Origin of the sequence: Nocardia asteroides, from assembly GCA_019930625.1 — a bacterium.
Taxonomy (GTDB): domain Bacteria; phylum Actinomycetota; class Actinomycetes; order Mycobacteriales; family Mycobacteriaceae; genus Nocardia; species Nocardia sputi.
On the sequence record CP082844.1, the window covers coordinates 6,282,312 to 6,295,718 of the forward strand.

Below are 13,407 nucleotides of genomic sequence, written 5' to 3' on the forward strand. Positions count from 1 at the left end.
GTCGTCGAGCCGTCGGCGGTCGGCCGGACCGGCCGCTTGATCGTAACGCCCGCCCGATTTAATGTACTGATCGGAACATTAAGAGACAGGCAGGAGTTCAGGTGCCACTCACCGACAAGGTCGCCGTCGTCACCGGGGGGAGCCGGGGTCTGGGCAAGCAGATGGTTCTCGCGTTCGCCGAGGCGGGCGCGGATGTGGTGATCGCCAGCCGCAAACTGGACGGGTGCGCCGCGCTCGCCGAGGAGGTGACGCGGCGGTTCGGCCGCCGCGCGCTGCCGGTGGCCTGCAACGTCAGCGACTGGTCGCAGTGCGACGCCTTGGTGGAGACCGTCTACGACGCGTTCGGCCGGGTCGACGTGCTGGTCAACAACGCGGGCCTCTCGCCGCTGTACCCGAGCTTGGACCAGGTCACCGAGGCGTTGTTCGACAAGGTCATCGGGGTGAACCTCAAGGGCCCGTTCCGGCTGTCGGCCCTGATCGGCAGCCGCATGGCGGCTGACGGCGGCGGCTCGATCATCAACATCTCCTCGATCGAGGCGACCAGGCCGGAGCCGTTCGCGGTCCCCTACTCCGCGGCGAAGGCGGGTCTCAACGCGCTCACCGGCGGGCTTGCCCAGACGTTCGCTCCCACCGTGCGGGTCAACACCATCCAGTGCGGCCCATTCGCCACCGACATCGCCACGGCGTGGCCCGACGAGCTGCGCGCGGAACTCGCCGAGCACAACGCGTTGCGCCGCGTCGGCGAACCGGAGGAGGTCGTCGGGGCGGCGCTGTTCTTCGCCACCGACGCCTCGGCGTTCTGCACCGGCGCCACCCTCGCGGTCGACGGAGGTTGGCGATGAAGGCGCTGACTTACGAAGGTCCGCAGCATATTTCTTACAGCGATCGACCGGAACCCGCTCTGCCCGGCCCCGACGGCGCGATCGTCCGGGTCACCGCGGCGGGCATCTGCGGCAGCGATCTGCACATCTACGGCGGACACGGATTCGTCGCGGGCGCCGGGTACGGCGTGGGGCACGAAGCGGTCGGCGAGATCGTCGAACTCGGGCCGCACACCCGCGGGTTATCGGTAGGCGACCGCGTGCTGGTCGCGGCCTCGGCAGGCTGCGACAACTGCCCGCAGTGCCGCGCCGGGAAGGTCACCGCCTGCGCTCGCCACCCGCTGCCGGTCGACGCCTGCTACGGGCTCGGCGGCGCGCTGGCGGGGTGTCAGGCCCAGTCGCTGGCCGTCCCGCACGCCGCGGGCAATCTGGCGAAACTGCCCGACGAGGTGAGCGACACCGCCGCCGTAGTGCTCACCGACAACGCGCCCACCGCGTGGTACGGAGCCCGCCGAGCCCGGATCGCGCCGGGCGACACCGTGGTGGTGATCGGGCTCGGGCCGGTCGGTCTCATGGCGGTCCAGTCGGCCTTCGCGATGGGCGCGGCGCGGGTGCTCGGGGTCGACCTGCTGGCCGAACGCCGCGAGCGCGCCGCCGGCCTGGGCGCCGAGCCGGTCGAGTCGGACGACCCGAAACTCGCGATCCGCGAAACACTGCGCGGCGGAGCGGATGTCGCGATCGAGGCGGTCGGGGCGGACGAGACCATCAAGCTGGCGATCAGCGCGGTCGGACACGGCGGCCGGGTCAGCGTGATCGGCGTGAGCCACAATCGCGCCTATCCGTTCCATCTGATGGCGGCGCAGGTGAAGGACCTCGAGTTCCACATCGGATTGTGTTCGATCCAGTACGAACTGCCCGCGCTGCTGAAACTCACCGCGGGCGGCAGGTTGCGGCCGGAAGCCGTGGTCACTCACCACCTCCCGATGTCCGAAGGGCCCGCCGCGTACCGGATGTTCGCCGAGCGCGCCGACGGGGTGGGCAAAATCGTTCTGGATCCGTCGCGATGACCGCTCCGTCGCGCAGGCGCGGCCGCCCGCCCGCCGCCGAATCGACGGCGAGCGATACCAGGGAGCGGATCGTGGGAGCGGCGATCGACCTGTTCGCCGAACAGGGTTTCCACGGCACCGGCGTAGCCGAGATCGGCGAACGTGCCGACGTGCAACGCGGCGCGCTGTACTACCACATCGGTTCCAAAGAGGAACTGCTGTGGCAGATCCTGCGCGACTATATCCAGTTGATGCTGGCCGATGCCGAACAGATCGCCGACGGGCCCGGCGATCCGGTCACCAAGCTGCGCGAACTGATCCACAGTCACGTGCGGCTGATCATCCGTCATCAGCGTGAGGTGGCCATCCAGGTGCGCGACGTCGGCGCGCTCACCGGCGAGCGCGCCGCGCAACTGCAGGACCTGCGCGACCGGGTGCAGCACTGCTGGCAGCGGGTCGTCGACGCCGGTCACGCGGCGGGGCTGCTGCGCACCGACGACCACGTGGTCACCAACAGCGTGCTCGGCATGCTGAACATGGTGTCGTTCTGGTACCGCCCGCACGGTGACCGCTCGCCCGGCGAGATCGCCGACATCCTCGCGACCACTTTGCTCGACGGCGTGGTGACCGGCACCGCGCGGGACACGAAAGGCTGACCATGGCTTGGGATTTCGAGACCGACCCGCAGTACCAGCGCAAGCTGGACTGGGCGGCGGAGTTCGTCCGCACCGAGGTGGAGCCGATGGATCTGCTCTACCTCAATCCGTACGACCGCACCGACACCGAGGCCATGGCGCTGCTGCGGCCGCTGCAGGAGCGGGTCAAGGAGCAGGGCCTGTGGGCCTGCCACCTCGGACCGGAACTGGGCGGCCCCGGCTACGGGCAGATGAAGCTCGCCCTGCTCAACGAGGTGCTCGGCACCTCGGTGTGGGCGCCGTCGGTATTCGGCTGCCAGGCACCGGATTCCGGCAACGCGGAGATCCTCGCCCACTACGGCACACCGGAGCAGAAGAAGACCTATCTCGAGCCGCTGCTGGCCGGCGAGATCGGCTCCTGCTACGTCATGACCGAGCCGACCGGCGGCTCGGACCCGACACTGTTCCGTACCCGCGCGGTGCGCGACGGCGACGACTGGGTGATCAACGGCGAGAAGTGGTTCAACTCCAACGCCCAATTCGCCGCCTTCCACATCGTCATGGTGGTGACCGACCCGGACGTCGGTCCGTACCAGGGCATGTCGATGTTCATCGTGCCCGCCGACACCCCCGGTCTGGAGATCGTGAAGAACTTCCACGTCGCCGGGTTCAGCGAGCACGAGGGCCATCTGCGGTTCACCGACGTCCGCGTTCCCGCCGACCACCTGCTAGGTGCCGAGGGCCAGGGCTTCGTCGTCGCGCAGACGCGACTGGGCGGCGGCCGCGTGCATCACGCGATGCGCACGGTCGCCATGGTCGGCAAGGCGTTCGACATGATGGCCGAGCGGGCGGTGTCGCGCCCGATGCGCGGCGGCACGCTCGCCGGACTGCAGATGACCCAGGAACGCATTGCCGACAGCTGGATCGAGATGGAGCAGTTCCGGTTGCTGGTGCTGCGCACGGCGTGGCGCATCGACAAGGAGCAGGACTACAAGAAGGTGCGCAAGGACATCGCCGCCATCAAGGTCGCCATGCCCAAGGTCATGCACGACATCGCCCAGCGGGCGCTGCACCTGCACGGCGCGCTCGGCGTCAGCCGAGACCTGCCGTTCGTGGACATGCTCACCTACGCCGAGGTGATGGCGCTGGCCGACGGCCCCACGGAGGTGCACAAGATCACCCTCGCGAAAGAGGTCCTGAAGGACTACGCCCCCTGCGACCCGGTGTACCCGAGCGGCTACCGGCCCGCGCTGCGCGAAAAGGCGCGCGAACTGGTCGCCCGGCGTCTGGAGCACGTCGTCGGCAACCTCTGAGCGCAGGGAGGCGTGTTTCCGCTCGGGCACTCCCCGATCGGATGACATGGTTCCGATTCGTCGACGCCGCCACCGCTGGCCCCCATAATGCGATGGGGGGGCGAAAACCTCTGCACAGCGACCTGCACCGGTCGCGCGACCACGCTGCGAGGAGAAGTCATGGTATCCGCACGCAGGATCGCTCGATCGCCGATCACCTGGGCCGTGGCGGTGCTGCTGGTGGCGGGGCTCGGCGTGGGGCTTGCCGCATTCCAGCCGTGGCGGCTGTTCACCGACACCACCGTCCACGAGGCCGCGCCGTCCGCCGCGCCGGCGCGCCCGGGCGATGCGCCGCCGCAGCCGCGGGTCATCGCGCGGGGCGCGTTCGTCTCCCACGAACACGCCACCTCGGGCTCGGTCGTGGTGCTGCGGCTGCCCGATGGCGGCACGGTGCTGCGGCTGGAGAATCTCGACACCTCCGATGGCCCTGACCTGCACGTCTGGCTCACCGACGCGCCGGTGCGTGAGGGTCGCGACGGGTGGTTCGTCTTCGACGACGGCGCGCACACCGACCTGGGCGAGCTCAAAGGCAACCAGGGCGACCAGAACTACACCGTTCCCGCCGACGCCGACCTGGCACAGCTGACCAGCGTCGCGATCTGGTGCGACCGGTTCGACGTCTCCTTCGGCGCGGCCGAACTGCGACCGGTCTGACCGCGGCGCTCCCACCCGGCGGCCCCGGCCGCACCGCCGAAAAATGACCCGACAACGGCGGGTGCGCTGTGCCACCATGTGTTTCGACAACGACCACCGCCTCCAGGTGGTCGCCGAGCAGTGGAGAGGAGGGGCGGCAGTGATTCCGGATACGACGAAGCGAATGGATGCCGAGACGGCGCGACCGTCGGCCGTGGGCTACGCGTTCGGCGAACCGATGCGGGCACCGCACGGCACACCGGGCGACAGCCGCCTCCAGGCCCTCGGCTGATCGCCGCATTCCTCTCCTCCTTCGCTCCATTCCGCACGAAACATGGTGATTCCCATGACGTTCCGCCGTGCCGCCGATCAGGCGGCGATAACCGCCGACAACTGGATACACACCGGGGTCCTCGTCCTGAACGCCTCCTACGAGGCGCTCGACGAGATCAAGGCCGATCGGGCCGTGGTGCTGCTGGTCGCGGGAGCCGCGGAGTCGGTCGCCGACCGCGAGCCGCACTTCCCCATCCGGTCGCGGCACGTGGAACTCGTACTGCCACAGACGATTCGGCTGCTGCGCTACGTGTATCTGGAGCACACCGTGCTGGTACACGACGAGAGCAGGGCCACGCTGGCGGGCGTTCTGCGCCGCGACAGGAACCGCTGCGGTTACTGCGCGGGGTGGGCGCGCACCGTGGACCACATCCGGCCGCGGTCGCGAGGCGGCCCGAACACCTGGAGCAACCTGGTGGCCTGCTGCGCGCCGTGCAACGCGGCCAAGGCGGACCGCACCCCGGAGGAGGCGGGCATGCGCCTGCTCTGGGAGCCGAAGGCCCCCACCCATCAGGTCCGGCAGCAGCGCCGGATCTGGAAGCAACTCGCCGCGACCTGACCACGACCCGAGAAAGGAGAAGATCGCGATGACGCGCACCGAGACCACCGCCGTCGCGGAGCTGACCTTGGCCGACCTGCTCCCGCTCTCGGATTCCCGAGGGTGGCACCGGGCGGCCTGCCGCGGCGACCCCAACCACGAAGCCTGGTTCCCGTACCCCTCGCAGGACTTCGATTACGCGCGGGAGGTCTGCGCGCGCTGCCCCATCCGGGACGCGTGCGGTGACTTCGCCGCGCGCACCGGGCAGTCGGGTGTCTGGGGCGGGCACGAGTTCGACCGCGGACGAGTGATCCGCCACTGAGGTTCCGTCGTCGCGCACCTTCCGGTGCGACGGCGGGCCGGTGCTGCCAACCGGCTCGCTCCCGGTCAGGGGAGCCTTGCCGAGTTCGTCGGGAGCCGGTGACCATACACTGAGGCGCGTGGGCACTCATCGCAGCGGAACCAGGTCCCGGGGCGTCAGCAAAGGTCCGGTTATCGTGGTGGTCGCCGTTGCGTTACTGGCCGCGATCGTCGTCGGCTGGTTTCAGTTGCGCGATCGCGCGGCGAGCCAGGACAGCGCGGCGGCGGCCGAATGCGTAGAGGGGCCCGCGACCCTCTATGTGACGGCCGATCCGAGCATCGCGGCGCAGGTGCGGGCCGTCGCGGACAGCTACAACGCCACCCAACCCAAAGTGCGCGACCACTGCGCTCGGGTCACCGTGACAGCGCAGCCCTCCGAGGCGATCGTCGCCGCGTTCACCAGCGGCAAACCGTGGGATCAGGCGCTCGGGCCGCAACCGGCGCTGTGGATCGCCGATTCGACCCGTTCGATCGAATCCATGCGCGTCCCGGGCCTGATCGAGGGCGCGCCGGTATCGATCGCCGCCAGTCCGATCGTGCTGGCGGTGCCGGAGGAGCTGCACCGCGCACTGGAGCAGGCGGAGGCCTCCTGGGCGGATCTGCCCCGGTTGCAACAGGGTTCGCTCGGCGAGATCGGGCTGAGCGGATGGGGCGGGCTGCGGCTGGGCCTGCCCGCGGGTGACGCCACACTGGCCGCGGCCGCGGCGGTCGGGTCCGCGGTGTCGGGCGCCGAGCCGCTCAGCGAGCAGGCGGCGCAGTCCGGTCAGGTCGTCGCCGCTGTCTCGGGGCTCGCCGCAGACGCACCGCAGGTCTCGGACACCGCCGCCGCGCTGACCGAGATCACGACGCAGGACGCGCCGATGCACGCGATTGTGGCTACCGAACAGCAACTCAGAGGCCTGCCCGGCGTCGTCGCATTCCGCCCCGCCGGATCGGCGCCGGTAGCGGATTATCCGGCCGCCTTGATGTCCGGCGCCTGGGTGGACAAGACGCAGAACCTCATCGCCGGGCGATTCACCGACTACCTGCGCAGGCCCGAGCAGGCCCAGGCCTTCGTCACCGCGGGTTTCGGCGGTGCGCCGCAGACCACGGCCGCCGTCCCGACCCGCGCCGCACTCGACAAGGTACGCGCCACGCTGGCGAATCCCGTTCTCGGCGTGCGGTCCACGGTCCTGGTCGACGTGTCGGCGTCGATGGGGACCGCCGAGGGCGCGACGACGCGACTGGCGAACGTCCTGGCCGCCCTGAACTCCACCATGACGGTCATGCCACCCGATTTCGGCCTCGGGGTATGGACCTTCGGCAAGAACCTCGACGGCAACAACCCGTACCGGGTGGCGGCCGCCACCGCCTCGCTCAGCCCCGACCAGCGGACGAAGATCAGTACCGCGCTGAGCGCAGTGCGGCCCGGTGAGAGCAAATCCGACCAGGCGTACCCGTCCCTGATCGCGGCGTACAAGAGCGCGGCCACCGGGTACACGCCGGGCCGCACCAATTCGGTGCTGCTGATCACCGACGGGCCCGACGACGATTCCACGGTCACCGGCGCCCAGCTGGCCGCCGACATCGCCGCGGCGACCGACCGTGCCCGACCGGTGCGCGTCGACGTCATCGTGCTCGGCGGCAGCGGCACCCAGACACTCCAGGCTGTGGCGCAGCAGACCGGTGGGAGTTACACCCGGCTGGCGAGTACCGACGATATCGCCTTCGGTTCCGCCGTCGTCGAGGCGCTCACCACACCGTAGCCGCCTCCGAGTGCCCCGGAGGCACGGCCGGTGCGGACATCAATTCGCGTACGCCTCCAACGGCGGACAAGCGCACACCAGGTTCCGGTCGCCATAGGCGCCGTCGATCCGGCGCACCGGCGGCCACACTTTCGCCCTGGCATGCCCGAGACCGCGGGGATAGACGGCCACTTCCCGGCTGTAGGGGTGCTCCCAGTCCCCCACCAGCGACGCCGCGGTGTGCGGCGCACCGCGCAGCGGGTTGTCGGTCACCGGCCACACGCCCGCGGCGACCTGGTCGATCTCCGCGCGGATCGCGATCATCGCCTCGATGAAATCATCCAGCTCGGCGAGGTTTTCGCTCTCGGTGGGCTCCACCATCAACGTGCCCGCCACCGGGAAGCTCATGGTGGGCGCGTGGAAACCGTAGTCCGTCAGGCGTTTTGCCACATCGTCGACGGTGACGCCGGTCTGTTTGGTGATCTCGCGCAGGTCGAGGATGCACTCGTGCGCCACCATGCCGTGCTCGCCGGTGTAGAGCACCGGGAAGTACTCGTCCAGCCGCCGCGCGATGTAGTTCGCCGAGGCGATCGCCGACAGCGTGGCCCGGCGCAGTCCGTCGGCGCCCATCATGCGGATGTAGGCCCAGGTGATAGGCAGGATCGACGCCGAGCCGTACTTCGCCGCCGACACCGCGTGCGAGCCCGATTCCAGCGGGTCGCCGGGCAGGTACCGCGCCAGGTGCGCGCGCACGGCGACCGGGCCGACGCCGGGACCGCCGCCGCCGTGCGGGATGCAGAACGTCTTGTGCAGGTTCAAGTGGCTCACGTCGCCACCGAACCGGCCCGGCCTGGCGAGGCCGACCAGCGCGTTCAGATTCGCGCCGTCCACGTACACCTGGCCGCCCGCGTCGTGCACCAACGCGCACAATTCGGCGACCTCGTGCTCGTAGACGCCGTGCGTGGAGGGGTAGGTGATCATGATGCAGGCCAGCCGGTCGGCATGGTCGGCGATCTTGGCCCGCAGGTCGTCGAGGTCGACGTCGCCGTTGGCGCGGCACTTCACCACCTCCACGCGCAGCCCCGCCATGGCCGCCGACGCCGCGTTGGTCCCGTGCGCGCTGGACGGGATCAGGCAGGTGTCGCGGTGGGTGTCACCGCGGTCGAGGTGGTAGCGGCGGATCGCCAGCAGCCCGGCGTACTCACCCTGGCTGCCCGCGTTGGGTTGCAGGCTCACCGAGTCGTAGCCGGTGATGTCGGACAACCAGCGTTCCAGGTCCGCGATCACCTTCAGCAGACCTGGGGCGTCTTCGACCGGCGCGTAGGGGTGCACGCGCGCGAAGCCGGGCCAGGTGATGGCCTCCATCTCCGCGGTGGCGTTGAGCTTCATGGTGCAGGAGCCGAGCGGGATCATGCTGCGGTCCAGCGCGATGTCTTTGTCGGACAGCGTGCGCAGGTACCGCAGCATCGCCGTCTCGGTGTGGTACTTCGTGAACGCGGGGTGGGCCAGGAACTCCGAGGTGCGGTTCTCGATCGCCGCGACGGGCGCGGGCGCCCCCGGGTCCGGCGATACCGCGGTGCCGAAGGACTCGAGCACGGCCGCGACATGCGCGTCGGTGGTCGCCTCGTCGCAGGCGATGCCGACGTGGTCGGCGTCGACCAGCCGGAGATTGATGCCGCGCGACTTCGCTTTCGCGACAACGGCTTCCGCGCTACCGGGCACGTGCGCGAGCACCGTGTCGAAGAAGCTGTCGTGCACGACCGCGCCGTCCAGACCGGCCGCGATCGCCGCCGCGTGCCCGTGCACCCTGCGGGCGATGGCCCGCAGACCGTCGGCGCCGTGGTAGGAGGCGTACATCGCGGCCACGACGGCCAGCAGCACCTGCGCGGTACAGATGTTGGAGGTCGCCTTCTCCCGCCGGATGTGCTGCTCGCGGGTCTGCAAGGCGAGGCGGTAGGCGACCGCGCCGTCGGCGTCCACCGAGACGCCGACCAGGCGGCCGGGCAGTTGCCGGGCCTGCGCCTGCCGCACCGCGAGGTATCCGGCGTGCGGGCCGCCGAAGCCGAGCGGGACGCCGAAGCGCTGGGTGGTGCCGAAGCAGACGTCGGCGCCCTGCTCACCGGGCGGGGTGATCAGCGTCATCGCCAGCAGGTCGGCGCCGATCGCCACCAGCGCGCCGCGTTCGTGCGCCGCCGCGATGAGGCCGGTCCGGTCGAGAATCCGGCCGGAGGCCCCCGGCGTCTGTGCCAGGACACCGAAGAACTTCCCGTCGGGCAGTTCGCCCGTGGACAGATCCGCCTCGACGATCTCCAGGCCCAGCGGCTCGGCCCTGGTGTAGAGCACTGTTCTGGTCTGCGGGAACAGGTCGGTGTCGATCAGTAGCCGGGCGGAAGAGGACCGGCCCGCGCGACGCAGCAGCGTCATCGCCTCGGCGGCGGCGGTGGCCTCGTCCAGCATGGACGCGTTGGCGACGTCCATGCCCGTCAGCTCCGACACCATGGTCTGGAAGTTGAGCAGGGCCTCGAGCCTGCCCTGGCTGATTTCGGGTTGGTAGGGGGTGTAGGCGGTGTACCAGGCCGGGTTCTCCAGGAGGTTGCGCACCAGCACCGGCGGGGTCAGCGTGTCGTAGTAGCCCAGGCCGATCATCGAGGTGGCCACGGTGTTCGACTTCGCGAGCGCCGCGAGTTCGGCGAGCACCTCGTGCTCGGAGCCCGCCGCGGGCAGTCCGGCAAGGCCGTCGCTGTCCAGGATGCTCGCCGGGAGCGCCTCGACGGCCAGCTCGTCGAGCGACGGCACGCCGACGACGTCCAGGATCCGGGCTAGTTCGTCCCGGTCGGGTCCGATATGGCGGTCGGCGAATGAGCGAGTCACAACAGCTCCCAAGGTCGGGCGGGTCGACCGGGCGGTCGACGGGTACCTGCCCTCCCCCTCTGTCGTGGCGCCTGAGAGATTCGGGTGCCGCGACCGGTGGCCGAGCCCCTTTCCCCATGGGCGGGCGGCTCGAAGCCACCGCTTTCCAGAGGCGCCGAAGCCCGCACGGTCCCTGTTGCCTGAGAGATTGACGGGGAGGTGCTGCTCCTTCGGCGCTCGGACTCGTTTCGAGACCGAGACTCTCCCGCACGGCGGCGACGCACCGTCAGTTTATGCCGCCGCCACGCCGGGGCGCGCCACCGGACCCCGCCTGGGCCGTGTCGTCCTGGTCACTCGCCAGACCGAGGGAGAATGACCGTCAGACGGCCAGGCCCGCGCGCAACCTCGTCGCGGCGAGCACGATCGACTCCGCTTGGATGCCCACCAGACGAGCCAGCGGTACCGCGACACCTGGCGCGTTCTGCTCCACGTCGGCGCACCACTGGTCGAATATCGCGGCGAACCGGTCGCGCTCGGCGGCCAGCACCGGTGCGGCGTCGCGAGCGTATTCGTCCTCGAGCAGACGCAGCAGCATGCCGCCCAGCCGCAGGCGCAGCATCGCGGTCCAGTCGTAGCGCCCGACGAATATCTCGCCCCTGGTCGCGATGCGGTTGCGTTCCGGTGCGGCCTGTCTGCTCACCGCGAGACCGGGCAGCCCCGCGACCAGCGCACGGACCGACCGCTCGAACGGGCTGCGGCCGCTCAACCGGCCGTCGACGCGGGCGAGCACCTCGGAGGCCACCTCGGCCATGGCCCGGTAGTCGGCGGCGGTGGCGTCGAGCAACTCGCCCAGTACGCGGTCGCCCGCCGAGGCGTCGCCGATGCGCGCGTCGACCCAGAGCGGCAATTCGCACACCAGGATCGCCGTGCCGTAACGCGCCGCGTAGTCGCGGCAGCCACCCCCGCCCAGCGCGGCGACCGAGTCCAAGCCCTGCGCGGCGAGCAGGTCGGCCATCGCCGCGAAGGATGGCAGTTCGAAGACTCCGGGGGCCAGCGTGCGGGCGCCGGGTGAGTCGGGTTCGCCGTGGTAGATCGGCACGTCGGCGGCGGCGAGGCGAGCGGTCAGCGCCGACCAGTACTCCGGGTCGCCGCCGGATGTGTAGAAGAACCCGCCGCCGAATTCGGCGTTGTGCAGCGAGGCGATCAGTACGGGCCGCGTGCGGTCGATCAGCGACATCATCGCTCTCGTCTCCGGGAGCGGGATGCCCACGCGGCGGCCACGCCACACGGTCGGGAAGCACCATTCCGGTTGCTCGGCCGCGGGTGGGCGGTAGAAGCCGCGTGCGACGCCGGTCCTGGTGTGCGGACCGGCGAACCACCCTTCGTTCAACCGGGTTCCGTCCGGGTCGACGCACAGCACGAAATGCCACGTCGCGCCCACGGTCGCCGTCTCGTCCACGACCATCCGGCCGAGAAGGTGGCGGATCGTGGCCATGCCGATGGGCTCGTTCGGATGCGGATTGCCGAAGACCAAGATGTGCCGGTCACCCGATCCGACCGTCACCTCGCGGATCGGGTCGCCCCCGCGGGAGCGTCCGAGTTCGGTGATGGAGATCCGGTCGGGATGGCCGGCGGCCAGTGCGTCGGCGAATCCGTTCAGTTCGTCGACGGTCGGGAACGCGTCGATCCGGCCGATCGGCCCGACGAGCCCGGTGATGTCGCCCAGTCGCACGGCGGCCCCCCTCTCGCTGCCGCCACGGCCCGGTCACCCCGCCGGACGGCGCTCTCACACACGCACGGCCGGGAGGCTGCCCCGCTCTACCCGGCCGTGTGTGCGCATCACCTGTTTCTTTCCGCGCCGAACGGCGCGGGGTCTAGCCGGTCTTGCGGTTCATCCGCGCCTTGCGGCGGAACGACAGCTCGTCCTCGGGACGTTCGGTGATCGCCGACGCGCGCTCCGCGGGGAAATTCGCGATGGCGCCGGTCAGTTCGCGCATGGCGCCGCTGACGGCTATCCCGAAGACCCCCTGCCCGCCCTGCAGTAAATCGACGACCTCTTCGGCCGAGGTGCACTCGTAGACCGAGGTGCCGTCGGAGAAAAGCGTGATCCCCGCCAGGTCCTGCACGCCACGGCTACGCAGATGATCCACGGCTATCCGGATGTTCTGCAGCGAGATGCCCGCGTCGAGCAACCGCTTGACGATCTTCAGGACCAGAATGTCCTTGAACGAGTACAGCCGCTGACTTCCCGACCCCGCCGCGCTCCGGATGGAAGGCACCACCAGACCGGTGCGCGCCCAGTAGTCGAGCTGCCGGTAGGTGATTCCGGCCACCTGGCATGCACTGGGAACGCGATAGCCGACCAGATCGTCAGGTACCGAGTCGTCGGGGAACAGGCCTGGCTGTACCACATCCTGCGATTGCTCTGCCACTGACCACTCCCTTGCCTCGCCGACGCATTCCCAGCCTCATCAATGACCCGGCTCCGTCACCGACCGAATCGGTGCGGATTCGGCCGAAACGGTCGTGGCCCAACTGTCGAGATTACTCCCCACGATTGTCCAGGGAGCGACGTCATCGAGCCAAACGCGACGCGCGGTAAAAGTCTCGACCTCTACTTCAGCTGTCGGTCGCCTTGAAGTCATCGGGGGACACCGACTCGAGGAACTCCTTGAACTTCTCCACCTCGTCCTCACGCTCGTCCGGCATCACCAGCCCGGCCTCCTCCAGAACCGACTCCTCGGCATGGATCGGGCAACCCACCCGCAAGGCGATCGCAACCGAATCCGACGGCCGCGCCGAGATCCGCAGATCGTTCTCGAAGACCAGATCCGCGTAGAAGGTGCCCTCCTGCAGATCCACGATCCTGACCTCCTTGAGGGTGTGCCCCAGTTCGGTGATCAGGATCTTGATCAAGTCGTGCGTCAGCGGGCGGATCGGCGTCACCCCCTCCTGCTCGAGGACGATCGCAGTCGCCTCGGCTTGCCCGATCCAGATCGGCAGATACCGGTCGCCCGCCACTTCGCGGAGCAACAGCACGGGCTGGTTCTGTGGCTGCTCGACACGGATGCCGATCACGCGCATTTCGCTCATCGCACTGCCTCCCATACTCGCC

General features: G+C 69.8%; 13 protein-coding genes and 1 riboswitch. Of the genes, 9 read left to right on the plus strand and 4 right to left on the minus strand.

Going from position 1 to position 13,407, the window contains the following annotated elements; all coding sequences use genetic code 11:
- Nucleotides 1–101 precede the first annotated feature (101 nt).
- From K8O92_28420 to K8O92_28460, 9 genes are all read left to right on the plus strand, one after another.
- Nucleotides 102–842, plus strand: coding sequence for an SDR family oxidoreductase (locus tag K8O92_28420; GenBank protein UAK31641.1), 741 nt, complete (start codon nucleotides 102–104; stop codon nucleotides 840–842).
- Nucleotides 839–1,888, plus strand: a complete 1,050-nt coding sequence (locus tag K8O92_28425) for an alcohol dehydrogenase catalytic domain-containing protein (GenBank protein UAK31642.1) — start codon at nucleotides 839–841, stop codon at nucleotides 1,886–1,888. Before K8O92_28420 ends, K8O92_28425 begins: the two co-directional genes overlap by 4 nt.
- Nucleotides 1,885–2,523, plus strand: a complete 639-nt coding sequence (locus tag K8O92_28430) for a TetR/AcrR family transcriptional regulator (GenBank protein ID UAK31643.1) — start codon at nucleotides 1,885–1,887, stop codon at nucleotides 2,521–2,523. The genes K8O92_28425 and K8O92_28430 overlap by 4 nt, the downstream gene beginning before the upstream one ends.
- A 2-nt stretch (nucleotides 2,524–2,525) precedes the next feature.
- The gene (locus K8O92_28435) at nucleotides 2,526–3,815 is read left to right on the plus strand and encodes an acyl-CoA dehydrogenase family protein (GenBank protein UAK31644.1); all 1,290 of its coding nucleotides are present in this window, start codon (nucleotides 2,526–2,528) and stop codon (nucleotides 3,813–3,815) included.
- A gap of 159 nt (nucleotides 3,816–3,974) precedes the next feature.
- Nucleotides 3,975–4,508, plus strand: a complete 534-nt coding sequence (locus K8O92_28440; GenBank protein UAK31645.1) for a DM13 domain-containing protein — start codon at nucleotides 3,975–3,977, stop codon at nucleotides 4,506–4,508.
- Nucleotides 4,509–4,551: 43 nt separating this feature from the next.
- Nucleotides 4,552–4,779, plus strand: a complete 228-nt coding sequence (locus K8O92_28445; protein UAK31646.1) for a hypothetical protein — start codon at nucleotides 4,552–4,554, stop codon at nucleotides 4,777–4,779.
- 54 nt (nucleotides 4,780–4,833) lie between these two features.
- Nucleotides 4,834–5,379 carry an HNH endonuclease gene (locus K8O92_28450; protein ID UAK31647.1) on the plus strand — a complete coding sequence of 182 codons (546 nt, stop codon included), beginning with the start codon at nucleotides 4,834–4,836 and terminating at the stop codon, nucleotides 5,377–5,379.
- A 28-nt stretch (nucleotides 5,380–5,407) separates the two neighbouring features.
- Complete coding sequence (locus tag K8O92_28455) at nucleotides 5,408–5,680, plus strand: WhiB family transcriptional regulator (protein UAK31648.1); 273 nt, start codon at nucleotides 5,408–5,410, stop codon at nucleotides 5,678–5,680.
- Between the two features lie 118 nt (nucleotides 5,681–5,798).
- Nucleotides 5,799–7,463, plus strand: a complete 1,665-nt coding sequence (locus K8O92_28460) for a substrate-binding and VWA domain-containing protein (GenBank protein UAK31649.1) — start codon at nucleotides 5,799–5,801, stop codon at nucleotides 7,461–7,463.
- 39 nt (nucleotides 7,464–7,502) lie between these two features.
- On the opposite strand, the gene gcvP is transcribed toward K8O92_28460, so the two are convergent.
- The 4 genes from gcvP to K8O92_28480 form a co-directional block, all read right to left on the minus strand.
- Nucleotides 7,503–10,313 carry an aminomethyl-transferring glycine dehydrogenase gene (gene gcvP, locus K8O92_28465; protein UAK31650.1) on the minus strand — a complete coding sequence of 937 codons (2,811 nt, stop codon included), beginning with the start codon at nucleotides 10,311–10,313 and terminating at the stop codon, nucleotides 7,503–7,505.
- Nucleotides 10,314–10,469: 156 nt separating this feature from the next.
- Nucleotides 10,470–10,570: riboswitch (glycine riboswitch) on the minus strand.
- A gap of 101 nt (nucleotides 10,571–10,671) precedes the next feature.
- Entirely contained in the window at nucleotides 10,672–12,024 is a 1,353-nt protein-coding gene (locus tag K8O92_28470; protein ID UAK31651.1) for a hypothetical protein, read from the minus strand.
- 142 nt (nucleotides 12,025–12,166) lie between these two features.
- Nucleotides 12,167–12,724 carry a MerR family transcriptional regulator gene (locus K8O92_28475; GenBank protein UAK31652.1) on the minus strand — a complete coding sequence of 186 codons (558 nt, stop codon included), beginning with the start codon at nucleotides 12,722–12,724 and terminating at the stop codon, nucleotides 12,167–12,169.
- Nucleotides 12,725–12,911: 187 nt separating this feature from the next.
- The gene (locus tag K8O92_28480; GenBank protein UAK31653.1) at nucleotides 12,912–13,385 is read right to left on the minus strand and encodes a bifunctional nuclease family protein; all 474 of its coding nucleotides are present in this window, start codon (nucleotides 13,383–13,385) and stop codon (nucleotides 12,912–12,914) included.
- Nucleotides 13,386–13,407: the final 22 nt, after the last annotated feature.

Coding starts and splice junctions, on each gene's coding strand:
- K8O92_28480 (UAK31653.1), bottom strand. CDS start 13,385: ATGAGCGAAATGCGCGTGATCGGCATCCGTGTCGAGCAGCCACAGAAC.
- K8O92_28450 (UAK31647.1), top strand. CDS start 4,834: ATGACGTTCCGCCGTGCCGCCGATCAGGCGGCGATAACCGCCGACAAC.
- K8O92_28455 (UAK31648.1), top strand. CDS start 5,408: ATGACGCGCACCGAGACCACCGCCGTCGCGGAGCTGACCTTGGCCGAC.
- K8O92_28435 (UAK31644.1), top strand. CDS start 2,526: ATGGCTTGGGATTTCGAGACCGACCCGCAGTACCAGCGCAAGCTGGAC.
- K8O92_28430 (UAK31643.1), top strand. CDS start 1,885: ATGACCGCTCCGTCGCGCAGGCGCGGCCGCCCGCCCGCCGCCGAATCG.
- K8O92_28440 (UAK31645.1), top strand. CDS start 3,975: ATGGTATCCGCACGCAGGATCGCTCGATCGCCGATCACCTGGGCCGTG.
- K8O92_28425 (UAK31642.1), top strand. CDS start 839: ATGAAGGCGCTGACTTACGAAGGTCCGCAGCATATTTCTTACAGCGAT.
- K8O92_28445 (UAK31646.1), top strand. CDS start 4,552: ATGACCCGACAACGGCGGGTGCGCTGTGCCACCATGTGTTTCGACAAC.